The organism is Umezawaea sp. (assembly GCF_057122925.1).
Window position 1 is genome coordinate 1 of the sequence record NZ_DBNGPQ010000026.1, and the last position, 10839, is coordinate 10839.

At 71.1% G+C, this 10839-nt stretch carries 13 protein-coding genes; 5 read left to right on the plus strand and 8 right to left on the minus strand.

The window, feature by feature from the left end:
- Both AC156L_RS03835 and budC read left to right on the plus strand, forming a co-directional pair.
- On the plus strand, nt 1-1413 hold a 1413-nt coding region (locus AC156L_RS03835; RefSeq protein WP_484406598.1), incomplete at its 5' end, for an AAA family ATPase.
- Between the two features lie 169 nt (nt 1414-1582).
- Entirely contained in the window at nt 1583-2350 is a 768-nt protein-coding gene (gene budC / locus AC156L_RS03840) for a meso-2,3-butanediol dehydrogenase (protein ID WP_330874975.1), read from the plus strand.
- A gap of 7 nt (nt 2351-2357) precedes the next feature.
- Here budC and AC156L_RS03845 read toward each other — a convergent pair whose 3' ends face one another.
- Entirely contained in the window at nt 2358-2801 is a 444-nt protein-coding gene (locus AC156L_RS03845; RefSeq protein WP_330874976.1) for a MarR family winged helix-turn-helix transcriptional regulator, read from the minus strand.
- A gap of 100 nt (nt 2802-2901) precedes the next feature.
- Between AC156L_RS03845 and AC156L_RS03850 the strand changes: the two genes are divergently transcribed.
- Nucleotides 2902-3885: an endonuclease/exonuclease/phosphatase family protein gene (locus tag AC156L_RS03850; protein WP_330874977.1), complete on the plus strand. Its 984-nt coding sequence runs from the start codon at nt 2902-2904 to the stop codon at nt 3883-3885.
- On the opposite strand, the gene AC156L_RS03855 is transcribed toward AC156L_RS03850, so the two are convergent.
- From AC156L_RS03855 to AC156L_RS03865, 3 genes are read right to left on the minus strand one after another with little or no spacing between them, the layout of a single operon-like run.
- On the minus strand, nt 3857-4657 hold the full coding sequence (locus AC156L_RS03855; RefSeq protein WP_330874978.1) for an SIR2 family NAD-dependent protein deacylase: 801 nt from the start codon (nt 4655-4657) through the stop codon (nt 3857-3859). The two genes, AC156L_RS03850 and AC156L_RS03855, sit on opposite strands and share 29 nt — an antisense overlap.
- Nucleotides 4650-4964 (minus strand): antibiotic biosynthesis monooxygenase family protein, encoded by a 315-nt coding sequence (locus tag AC156L_RS03860; RefSeq protein WP_330874979.1) that lies wholly within the window; start codon nt 4962-4964, stop codon nt 4650-4652. Before AC156L_RS03860 ends, AC156L_RS03855 begins: the two co-directional genes overlap by 8 nt.
- Before the next feature lie 10 nt (nt 4965-4974).
- Nucleotides 4975-6447 (minus strand): M1 family metallopeptidase, encoded by a 1473-nt coding sequence (locus AC156L_RS03865; protein WP_330874980.1) that lies wholly within the window; start codon nt 6445-6447, stop codon nt 4975-4977.
- A 17-nt stretch (nt 6448-6464) separates the two neighbouring features.
- Between AC156L_RS03865 and AC156L_RS03870 the strand changes: the two genes are divergently transcribed.
- Complete coding sequence (locus AC156L_RS03870) at nt 6465-7193, plus strand: alpha/beta fold hydrolase (protein WP_330874981.1); 729 nt, start codon at nt 6465-6467, stop codon at nt 7191-7193.
- Here the strand turns inward: AC156L_RS03870 and AC156L_RS03875 are convergent.
- Genes AC156L_RS03875 through AC156L_RS03890 form a run of 4 tightly spaced genes read right to left on the minus strand, consistent with a single transcriptional unit; the run spans nt 7190 to nt 10089 of the window.
- On the minus strand, nt 7190-7696 hold the full coding sequence (locus AC156L_RS03875; protein WP_330874982.1) for a 2'-5' RNA ligase family protein: 507 nt from the start codon (nt 7694-7696) through the stop codon (nt 7190-7192). The two genes, AC156L_RS03870 and AC156L_RS03875, sit on opposite strands and share 4 nt — an antisense overlap.
- Nucleotides 7696-8568 (minus strand): HhH-GPD family protein, encoded by an 873-nt coding sequence (locus AC156L_RS03880; RefSeq protein WP_330874983.1) that lies wholly within the window; start codon nt 8566-8568, stop codon nt 7696-7698. Before AC156L_RS03880 ends, AC156L_RS03875 begins: the two co-directional genes overlap by 1 nt.
- On the minus strand, nt 8565-9161 hold the full coding sequence (locus AC156L_RS03885) for a DUF998 domain-containing protein (protein WP_330874984.1): 597 nt from the start codon (nt 9159-9161) through the stop codon (nt 8565-8567). Before AC156L_RS03885 ends, AC156L_RS03880 begins: the two co-directional genes overlap by 4 nt.
- 10 nt (nt 9162-9171) lie before the next feature.
- Nucleotides 9172-10089: an alpha/beta hydrolase gene (locus AC156L_RS03890; protein WP_330874985.1), complete on the minus strand. Its 918-nt coding sequence runs from the start codon at nt 10087-10089 to the stop codon at nt 9172-9174.
- 67 nt (nt 10090-10156) lie between these two features.
- On the opposite strand from AC156L_RS03890, the gene AC156L_RS03895 reads away from it, so the two are divergent.
- The gene (locus tag AC156L_RS03895) at nt 10157-10702 is read left to right on the plus strand and encodes a helix-turn-helix domain-containing protein (RefSeq protein WP_330874986.1); all 546 of its coding nucleotides are present in this window, start codon (nt 10157-10159) and stop codon (nt 10700-10702) included.
- Nucleotides 10703-10839 lie beyond the last annotated feature (137 nt).

Here is a 10839-nt window from a genome sequence, read left to right on the forward strand (position 1 = left end):
GCCGACCGGTACATCAACGACCGGTTCCTGCCGGACAAGGCGATCGACCTCATCGACGAGGCGGGCGCGCGGATGCGCATCCGCCGGATGACCGCTCCGCCGGACCTGCGCGAGTTCGACGAGAAGATCGCCGACGTCCGCAGGGACAAGGAGTCGGCCATCGACGCGCAGGACTTCGAGCGCGCCGCGAAGCTGCGGGACGCCGAGAAGACCCTGCTGGGTCAGAAGGCCGAGCGCGAGAAGCAGTGGAAGGACGGTGACCTCGACGTCGTCGCCGAGGTCGATGACGAGCAGATCGCCGAAGTGCTGGCGAACTGGACCGGCATCCCCGTCTTCAAGCTCACCGAGGAGGAGACCACCCGTCTGCTCCGCATGGAGGAAGAGCTCCACAAGCGGATCATCGGTCAGGTCGACGCCGTCAAGGCCGTCTCCAAGGCGATCCGCCGCACGCGTGCGGGTCTGAAGGACCCGAAGCGCCCGTCCGGCTCGTTCATCTTCGCCGGCCCGTCCGGTGTGGGTAAGACCGAGCTGTCCAAGGCGCTCGCGCAGTTCCTGTTCGGCGAAGAGGACGCGCTCATCCAGATCGACATGGGTGAGTTCCACGACCGGTACACCGCGTCGCGGCTGTTCGGTGCCCCTCCCGGCTACGTCGGGTACGAAGAGGGCGGCCAGCTCACCGAGAAGGTGCGCCGCAAGCCGTTCTCCGTCGTGCTCTTCGACGAGATCGAGAAGGCGCACCAGGAGATCTACAACACGCTGCTCCAGGTGCTTGAGGACGGGCGTCTGACCGACGGTCAGGGCCGGACGGTGGACTTCAAGAACACCGTCATCATCTTCACGTCCAACCTGGGCACGTCGGACATCTCCAAGGCCGTGGGGCTCGGCTTCACCACCGGCCAGGACGGCGCGTCGAACTACGAGCGCATGAAGAACAAGGTCAACGACGAGCTGAAGAAGCACTTCAGGCCGGAGTTCCTCAACCGCATCGACGACATCATCGTCTTCCACCAGCTCACGCAGGACCAGATCATCGAGATGGTGGACTTGATGATCAACCGCGTCGAGGCGCAGTTGAAGAACAAGGACATGGCGATCGAGCTCACGGACAGGGCCAAGAAGCTCCTGGCCACCCGTGGCTTCGACCCCGTGCTCGGCGCTCGCCCGCTGCGTCGCACGATCCAGCGCGAGATCGAGGACGCCCTGTCGGAGAAGATCCTGTTCGGCGAGCTCACGGCCGGTCAGATCGTCCTCACCGACGTCGAGGGCTGGGACGGCGAAGGCACCCCGGACGACAAGGCGCACTTCGTCTTCCGCGGCGAGCCCAAGCCCAACCGCGTCCCCGACTCCCCGCCGGTCGAGCTGTCCGCGTCCGCGGGCAGTGAGTCCGCCGGTGACGAGGCGGTCGGCGAGTAGTCGCCACCAGCACAGCACCACCGCGAAGCGCCCCCGGTCACGGCCGGGGGCGCTTCGCACGTCCAGGGGGGTGCGTCCAGGGGGGATCACGGCCGGGGACTTCACCGGCCGGGAATATGCGTGCGCACGCAGATGTTTTCTGGTCAGAGGTCCGACCAAGGGAGCAGCGATGGGCAGCAGGTTCGAGGGCAAGGTCGTCATCGTCACGGGCGGTGGGTCGGGGATCGGTGCCGCCGCGGCGCTGCGGTTCGCGGCGGAGGGGGCGCGGGTGGTCGTGGCCGGGCGGACCAGGGCGACGCTCGACGCCGTGGCGGCGCGGGCCGGGGAGATCGACACCAGGGTCGTCGACGTGTCCGACGAGGTGGCCGTGACCGAGTTCGTGGAGGAGGTGGCCCGCACCTACGGACGGCTCGACGTGCTGGTCAACAACGCGGGCGCGGCGGGACTGGCCAGCGCGGAGGAGACCACGACGGAGATGTGGCGGCACATCGTCGGCACCAACCTGGACTCGGTGTTCTTCGCCTCGCGGGCCGCCGTGAAGCACCTCAGGGAGACGCGCGGGAACATCGTCAACGTCTCGTCGGTGGCCGGGATCGGCGGGGACTACTCCGCCGTCGCCTACAACGCGGCCAAGGGCGGGGTGTCGAACCTGACCCGTGCGATGGCGCTGGACCACGGCCGGGACGGGGTGCGGGTCAACGCGGTGTGCCCCAGCCTGACCGTGACCGCGATGACGGACGCGTTCCGCGCCACGGCCGGGGTGTCCGAGGCGTTCGCCGCGGCCATCCCGATGGGGCGCGCGGCCGAGGCCGAGGAGGTCGGGGACGTGATCGTGTTCCTGGCGAGCGAGGACGCCCGGTTCGTCACCGGGGTCAACCTGCCGGTCGACGGCGGGCTGACGGCGTCGGACGGGCAGCCGCGGCTGTTCCGGTCGTGACCCCCGCCTACTCGACGATGGCCCGCAGCGTCCGCGTCAGGACCTCGTAGTCGGCCTCGTCGACGTGGTCGAGCACGTTGCGGCGAACGCTGTCGACCTGGTGCGGCCAGGCCGCCTCGATCCTGGTGAGGCCCGCGTCGGTGATCGTGAGCCGGTGGCCGCGGGCGTCGTCGGGGTCCTGGTGGCGGTCGACCTCACCGCGCCGCACGAGGCTGTCGGCCAGCCTGCTGACCCGGCTGGCCGACAGGCCGACGCGGGCCGCCAGCTCGCTGATCCGCAGGCCGTCCGGGCGGGCGTCGCCCAGGTTCGACAGCGCCACGTACTCGGGCGCGGTGATGTTGGCCTTGGTCTGGAGCTCGACGTCGATCACGCGCGGCAGGACGTTCAGGACCCTGGCGAACGCGCGCCACAGGTCCTCTTCGGGCGGGGTGAGGGCGCGCGGGGTGTCCATCCGCCGGATTTTAGCTGCCTGCGCAGGCACACACACCCGCTGACCTGCGCATCCGCCCAATCCCGGCCGGTGAGGACGGCCGCTCGGGCAGACTGGTCCGGTGGTCGACACCGAAGTGCCCAGGCGACGGCGGGTGGGCGGCGGTGCGCTGTCGGCCCTCGTCGTCCTGCTGACCATCGCCTTCCTCGGCGCGGCCGGACTGCGGCTGCTGGGGATCGACGGCACCCGCTACACGGTCGCGACGACCGCCCTGACGCCGTACACGACGGCCGCAGGGGTGCTGCTGGGCTGCTTCGCGCTGCTGCTGCGGCGGTGGGCGGCGGGCACAGTCGTGCTGCTGGTGGCCATCGTGATGGTCGCGGCCGTGGCGCCGAGGGCGTTCCCCGACTCCCGGCCGAACGGGATCGGCACCGAGGTCCGGGTGATGTCGATCAACATGCTGTTCGGCCGGGCCGACGCGGTCGACGTCGTGGCGGCCGTGCGGGACAACCGCGTCGACGTGCTGACCCTCCAGGAGCTGACGACGGAGTCGGTCGGCGCGCTGGACCGGGCCGGGCTCCGCACGGTCCTGCCGCACCGGGTGTTCGAGGACGCGCCGAGCGCGTTCGGGTCCGGGATCGCCTCGCGCTACCCGCTGACCGCCAAGGCGTTGACGCCGCCCGGCACCATGCGGCAGCCCGGCGCGCTCGTCGACCTGCCGGGCAGGCAGGACATCGAGGTCGTCTCCGTGCACGCGACGCCGCCGGTCGTGACCGACGGGCCGGAAGCCTGGCAGCGGGAGCTGGCCGGGCTGCCGAACCGGAACGTCAACGGCCCGCCGCGCGTCCTCGCGGGCGACTTCAACGCGACCCTCGACCACGTCGGCCTGCGCAGGCTCCTCGCCAACGGCTACGTGGACGCGGCCGACGAGGTCGGCGCGGGGTTGGAGCCGACGTGGCCCTCGGGCGCGTTCTGGCCGCCGCCGGTGACCATCGACCACGTGCTGGTCGACAGCCGCTGCCCGGTCGACACCTACGGCGTGCTGACCATCTCCGGCACCGACCACCGAGCGGTGGTCACGAAGTTCGTCGTGCCAACTCCGTGAGCGCCTCCACGGCACCCATCGGCAGCGACACCCCGCGCCCGTGCCGCACCTCGGGTTCGCGCGGGTTGATCCGGATGAGCGCCCCGGTGGCCGCGCTCGCCAGCTCGGCCTGCCGCCGCACGGTCGGGACGGCGCTCCCCGCACCGATCTCCACGACCACCAGCGACTTCCCGGTCAGCCCCCGGCGCCACGTCGTCAGCTCGTCCAGCGCCGCCTGGCTCCGGTCGCCGATCCAGTCGTGGTCGCCGAACATCAGGATGTTCGGCCGGGCCAGCCCGCCGCAGTTGCGGCAGGTCGGCAACGGGTCGAGGGCGCGCATGGTCTCCGGGTCGACCGCCACGGACAGGTCGGCGGCGGACCAGACGTCGTCCGTGCACGGCTCCACGCACTGGAGGTGGTGGATCGACCCGTGCACCTCGGCGACGTGGGCGTACCCGGCCCGCTGGAACTGCCCGTCCACGTTGGAGGTGAACACCCGCTGCTCGGCACCCCACCGGCGCAGCAGCTCGAACCCGGTGTGCGGCACGGTGTCGCGGTAGAGGTGCATCCGGTGCCCGTAGAAGCCCCAGGCCAGGGCCGGGTCGTCGACGAAGTGCGCGGGGTCGGCCAGTCCGACGAAGCTCAGGCCGAGCCGCTCGTACGGCGGGTAGGCCTGCCAGAACCCCCGGTCGCCCCGGAAGTCCGGCAGACCGGAGTCGACGCCCATGCCCGCGCCGGCGCAGACGAGGACCGCGTCGGCACGGGCGAGCAGCTCGGCGGCTCGGTCAAGCATCCTTCGTCGGCGTGGAGCCGAGGACGACCTCGAACTCGAGCAGGTCGGCGCCGCTGGCCACCGGCTTCGCGCGCTCGCCCGCGTGGGCCTCGCGGGCGCCGCCGTTCTTCCAGTTCTCGAAGTCCTCGTCCGTCTCCCACTTGGTGTAGACGAAGTACCGGTCGTCACCCGCGACGGGCCGGAGGAGCTCGAACCCGAGGAAGCCGGGGGAGGAGTCCACCGAGCCCAGCCGGGCGGCGAACCGCTTCTCCAGCTCGGGGCCCGCGCCCTCGGGAACCTTGATCGCGTTGATCTTCACGACTGCCATGGTTCCCAGCCTATCGGCGCAACGCGCCCGGCATCAGGTACTCGTCGGAGGGACGCTGGTCACCCCGGAACCAGGCCTCGAAGAACCCGGCGAGGTCCTGCCCGGCGATCTTCTCCACGTGCTCCTCGAACTCCGGCCACGACGCGTTCCCGTCCTTGTGCTGGGACGTCCAGCCCTTGAGGACCTGGTCGAACGCCGGGTCGCCGATCTGCCTGCGCAGCGCGTGCAGCGCCAGGACGCCCTTGTCGTACACGCCGCGGAACTCGTTGCCCCGCCCCATGTCGTAGAGCTTGCGGGACCAGTAAGTGGTGCTGTCCCGGCGCTTCTCGACCTCGGCGCGGAAGCGGTCGTCGAGGTTCGCGCCCTCCTTGGCCTCGGCCCACATCCACTGCGAGTAGCTGGCGAAGCACTCGTTCAGGCAGATGTCCGCCCAGTTCTCCAACGACACCGAGTCGCCGAACCACTGGTGCGCGTTCTCGTGCACCACGGTCTCCAGGTCGGCCCACTGCGCGTAGATCGGCCGCGTCTGCGTCTCCAGCGAGAACCCGATGTTGTCGGCCAGGTAGATGCCGCCCGCCTCGTCGAACGGGTACGGCCCGAACTTCTCCGACAGGAACGCGAGGATCTCCGGCAGCCGGTTCTGCTGCGCCCGCTTGCCCTCCGCGCCGGGCGCGTAGGCGTTCACGACCTCCGTGCCGTCGGGCAGTTGCGACCGGTCGACCTGCCACCGGTCGATCGCCACGGTCGCGAGGTACGTCGCCAGCGGCGTGTCCTCGGTCCACCGGAACGTCGTCCAGCCGTCCGCGGTCGACGAGGCGTCCTCGCGGCCGTTGGCGATGACCGACCAGCCGTTGGGCACCCGTGCCGCGAGCGTGAACCTCGCCTTGTCCCTGGGGGTGTCGTTCGCCGGGAACCACGACGTCGCGGAGTGCGGCTCGCCCGCGGCGAACGCCCCGCCGGAGGACGAGATCTGCCACCCGCTGGTGCCGAGCGCCTTGTCGTCGAACGTCCGCGGCTCACCGCCGTAGGTCACGACCACGGTGAACGGCTGGTTCGCGGGCAGCGGCGAGGCGGGCGTGATCACCAGCTCGTGCTCGCCCTCCTGCGCGAACTTCGCGGCCTGGTCCCCCACCCGCACGTCGCTGACCGTCAACTCGTGCAGGTCCAGGTTGAACCGGTCGAGGTCGGCGGTGGCCTTCGCGGTGATCGTGGCCTCGCCGTCCAGCCGCTTCGTCGCCGGGTCGTAGCTGATGGCGATGTCGTACCGGTCCACGTCGTAGCCCGTGTTGCCGTCCGTCGCGTAGTACGGGTCACCGGCGCCGTCACCGCCCGCGCCGGGAGGACCGGGCGGGGGCGCCGACGTCGAGGACGTCCCCGTGGACCGGTCGGTCCCCTCCGGGATCCTGGCGACCACCACACCGACGACCACCAGTACGAGCGCGACGATCAGCAGGTACGGGCGCGCCTTGGAGCTGATAGCCATGCCGCAATGATGCACGCATGGGCACCATCGAGTTCGGCGGATCCGGTCGAGGGATCCTCCTCCTGCACGGTCTGATGAGCCGCGCCACCACGTGGTGGACGGTCGCGCGGTGGCTCACCCGCTACGGCCGGGTGGTCGCGGTCGACGCCCGCGGGCACGGGCGCGACGCGCGCGGCGGCCCTTGGCGCACCGAGGACTTCGTCGCCGACGCGGCGGAAGCCGTGGTCGGACTGGGGCTCGGACCCGCCGTCGTGATCGGCCACTCGATGGGCGGCCTGCACGCGCTCGGGCTGGCCGCCACCCACCCGGACCTGGTGAGCTCGATCGTCGTGGAGGACGTCGTGCCGGACAACACCGGCAAGTCCGTCGACGACTGGAAGTGGTACTTCGACGCCTGGCCCGTCCCGTTCCGCTCGCTGGCGCACGTGCGGTCGGTGATCGACGTGCCGAGGGTGGAGGAGTTCTTCGAGGAGCGCGACGACGGCTACCACCTGCTGGCGCGCATCGAGGACCTGTACGAGATCGCCGCGGAGTGGGGCGTCCGCGACTACTGGCACTACGTCGACGCGGTCCGCTGCCCCCTGCTGGCGATCGAGGCGGGCAGGGGCGGGATGCGGCCCGGCCAGATGGCCGAGATGGCCCGCCGGACCGGTGGCAGGCACCTGCTCGTGCCCGAGTCGGGGCACGTCGTCCACGACGAGGCCCCGGAGGTGTTCCGCGGCGCCGTGGAGGCGTTCCTGAGCTAACCCAGGTCGTCGACCTCGCCGGTCGCCGAGTCGACCACGCACACCCGCCCGACCTTCGCCCTGATCGGCCGCACCGGGTGCAGCGCCGCGAAACCGGCCACCATCTGCTCGTCGGTCAGGCCCACCGCGAGCGTGCAGTGCGGCACCCAGTGGCCCGGCAGGTGGTACGCCGACGGGTGCTTCACCTTGCGCGCCAGCACGTCGTGGACCGCCGAGTGCACCGCCAGCAGTTCGGCGTCCACGACGGCGGCCAGCATCAGCACGTTCTCGCTGGTGGCGAACGACGACAGGTTCTCCAGCGCCATGCCGGGCAGCCAGAGCCTGCCCAGCTCCTCCCGCAGGGCGGCCCGCGCCCTGGTCGGGATCGACCCCGCCAGCGCGTAGGTGAGGTGCGGGGGGAACTTCTCGTCGGTCGGCACGCCGACCTCCCGCAGCCGCCGCCACAGCGCCCGCACGGCCGCGTCGGCCTCGTCGTCGAAGAGGACGACGACCGCCTGCGCCATCAGCGGTGCTCGCCGGGGAGCGCGAACAGGCCGCTCGCGGTCTGCTCGACCAGCCCGTCGACCAGCAGCGAGTGCAGGCACTTGTCCCGCTGCCCCGCGTCCGACCACACGACGTCGAGCTTCGCCTTCGGCACGGCTTCGCTGGTGCCGCGCAGCACGTCCAGCAGCAGCCCGCGCACCTGCCGGTCCGTGCCCGCGAACTTCTGCGCCACCTTCACCGGTCCCGCGTACGCCGGGCGGCCCGCGATCTGCCACGCGCACTCGCCGAACACCGGGCAGTCGGCGCACTTCGGCGCGCGCGCCGTGCAGATCAACGCCCCGAGTTCCATCAGCGCGGCCGAGTAGACGGCAGCCCGCTCGTCGGGCAGCAGCGCGTCGACGTCCGCGAGGTCCCGCGTCGTCGACGGCGGACCGGCGTCCGCGGCCCCGTGCACCGCCCGCGCGACGACCCGCCGCACGTTCGTGTCCACCACCGGAACCTTCTGCCCGTAGGCGAAGGCCGCCACCGCCCGCGCCGTGTAGGCGCCGATGCCCGGCAGCCCCAACAGGGTGTCCACATCGGACGGAACGACGTCGTCGTGCTCGGCCGCGATCACCGCCGCGGCGGCGTGCAACCGCAGCGCCCGCCGGGGGTAGCCGAGCTTCCCCCACGCCCGCACGACCTCGCCCTGCGACGCGGCGGCCATCGTGGACGGCAGCGGCCACCGCTCCAACCACTCGCGCCAGATCGGCTCCACCCGCGCCACGGGCGTCTGCTGCAACATGATCTCGCTGACCAGCACGCCCCACGCCGTGCACTCCGGCCGCCGCCAGGGCAGGTCGCGGGCGGTGTCGGCGAACCAGTCGAGGACCAACTCCGTATCCAGGCTCATAACGCCGCCGATTCTCCCAGGCGGCGCCCGGCCCGCTCCCGCCGGTGGGCCAGGAGCAGGACGACGCCGAAGGCGATCTCCCACAGCGTGATCGAGTAGACGCTGCCGCGCTCCCACAGCCCGTGGAACTCGCTCCGGCTGATGAACAGCGCGCTCACCAGCCCCAGCGCCGGCGGAAGGGCCAACCAGCGGACGTGCGACGCGGTGATCGCGGCCAGGTTGCCGCCCACGATCGCCAACACCGCGCCGACCACGTGGAGCACCGAGCCAGAGGAACTGGGGAATCCCGCGACCAGGACGTTGCCGACGGCGTGGCAGGCGGTGAAGACGACCAGCAGGTGACGCCGCGCTCCACCGGCCCGCCTCGCGACCACGAGCCCCACGACCAGGAACCCGAGGCCCTGGAGCACGAACGCCGCGTTCATCACCACCGCGAGCGGCGAACCGGAGGCGCCGAGGTCGCTGATGTAGTCGACGGGGTAGCGGTACGGGGGACCGGTCCACGCGGACGCCGCGACCGCTTCGAGCACGGGGTACTGCACGCCGGTCACCAGCGCGACCAGCCCGACCCACCACGACCGACCGGAGTTCACGGCCCCAGCGTCAGCGATGGGGGGACGCCTCGTCCAATCGGTGCGCGAGCCACCCCGCCACCCGCGCGAGCAGGTCGGCGTCCACGGGACCGCGCAGCAACCGGGGGTAGGAGCGCACCGACGGCACCCCGTGGTCGAGGCGCAGCAGGTGCGTGAGGTCCGGAACCCGGTGGACCTCGACGTCGCCGGGCACCAGGTCGCGGATCACGTCCAGATCGGCCGCGTCCACCTGCACGTCCTTCTCACCCGTGACCGCCAGCACGGGAACCCGAACGGCCGCCAGTGCGGAACGCGGGTCGTGGACCAGCATCTCCCGCATCCACCGCGCGTTCAGCCGCATCCCGAACACCCGCACCACGTCCGCACCGCTCGCCTCGACCCGCGCCACCTGCCGCCCGACCAGCGCCCGCGCCACAGGCCGCAACGGCGCGGGAAGCCCACCGGCGACCTTCTCCGCCTGCCACCGCAGAGCGTCCTCACCCCGACGCGCGAAGCCCGCCAACAACACCACCGCCGCGACCCCGGGCAACCCGCCGAGCGACATGGCGTGCACGGCACCCTCGCTGTGCCCCACCACGCCCACGGCACCGGTCCGGACATCACTCCGCGCGGCCAGGGCCCGCAACGCGGCCTCGGCGTCACGCCGGTTGTCGTCGAACCCCACCGACCGCCAGTCACCGGGCGTACCACCGACCCCGCGCCGGTCGTACCGCAGCGTGGCGACCCCGACCCGCGCCAGCGCGGCGGCCAACGACGACCCGAGCCCGAGGCGCACCCTGCCCGCGTTGCCCTCGCGATCGAGCCGCCCGGACCCGTGCAACAGCAGAACGGCGGGGTGCGGCCCCTCACCGGCGGGCAGGGTCAACGTCCCGGCCAGCACCACACCGTCATCAGCGGCGAGAGACACCTCGACGTCCCGCACACCCATCTCCCATCACTCCCAGCACAAATATTCTCAACTATGAGAACGTTATCGCACATGAGAACATTGGTCCATGGCCACAGCGGACCTCCTCCTGCACCCGGTGCGCATGCGCATCCTGCAAGCCCTCTACGACGCCGACCCGCTCACCACCGCACAACTGCGGGAGCGCCTGCCCGACATCGCGCCGGCCACCATGTACCGCCACGTCGCCACGCTGGCGGAAGGCGGAGTGCTGGAGGTCGTGGACGAGAAGCGGGTGCGCGGCACGATCGAACGCAGCTACCGCGTGCGCAAGGAAGAAGCACTGGTGGACCCGGCGGCAAGGGCGACCATGACCAGTGAAGACCACCGCCGCGCGTTCACGGCCTTCACGGCATCACTGCTGGGCGACTTCGACCGCTACCTGAAGAACGAGGGCGCGGTCTCGACCGCGGACGGAGTCGTCTACCGCCAAGCAGCAGTGTGGCTAACAGAAGAAGAATTCAAAAAAATGATCGAAGAAATCGAAAAAACAGTAACAAAACAAACGTCCGAACAAAAGGTTGCAAGAACCCGCCACATCATCAGCCTGGTCTCGATACCAGACCCAACGAACAGGGAGCCACGCCTTCCCTAGAGCAGTGGCCGATTTTACTCGGGGGATTTGCCCCTTGCCCTGGTGGATCGGGCAGGCCACCGCCCCTGCCCGCAAGCCCGATCAAGGGGCTAATCGAGGGGTCCCCGAGTCAAATCGGCCACCACCGCTGGGACCGG

Coding starts and splice junctions, on each gene's coding strand:
- budC (WP_330874975.1), top strand. CDS start 1,583: ATGGGCAGCAGGTTCGAGGGCAAGGTCGTCATCGTCACGGGCGGTGGG.
- AC156L_RS03845 (WP_330874976.1), bottom strand. CDS start 2,801: ATGGACACCCCGCGCGCCCTCACCCCGCCCGAAGAGGACCTGTGGCGC.
- AC156L_RS03855 (WP_330874978.1), bottom strand. CDS start 4,657: ATGCTTGACCGAGCCGCCGAGCTGCTCGCCCGTGCCGACGCGGTCCTC.
- AC156L_RS03860 (WP_330874979.1), bottom strand. CDS start 4,964: ATGGCAGTCGTGAAGATCAACGCGATCAAGGTTCCCGAGGGCGCGGGC.
- AC156L_RS03865 (WP_330874980.1), bottom strand. CDS start 6,447: ATGGCTATCAGCTCCAAGGCGCGCCCGTACCTGCTGATCGTCGCGCTC.
- AC156L_RS03870 (WP_330874981.1), top strand. CDS start 6,465: ATGGGCACCATCGAGTTCGGCGGATCCGGTCGAGGGATCCTCCTCCTG.
- AC156L_RS03875 (WP_330874982.1), bottom strand. CDS start 7,696: ATGGCGCAGGCGGTCGTCGTCCTCTTCGACGACGAGGCCGACGCGGCC.
- AC156L_RS03880 (WP_330874983.1), bottom strand. CDS start 8,568: ATGAGCCTGGATACGGAGTTGGTCCTCGACTGGTTCGCCGACACCGCC.
- AC156L_RS03890 (WP_330874985.1), bottom strand. CDS start 10,089: ATGGGTGTGCGGGACGTCGAGGTGTCTCTCGCCGCTGATGACGGTGTG.
- AC156L_RS03895 (WP_330874986.1), top strand. CDS start 10,157: ATGGCCACAGCGGACCTCCTCCTGCACCCGGTGCGCATGCGCATCCTG.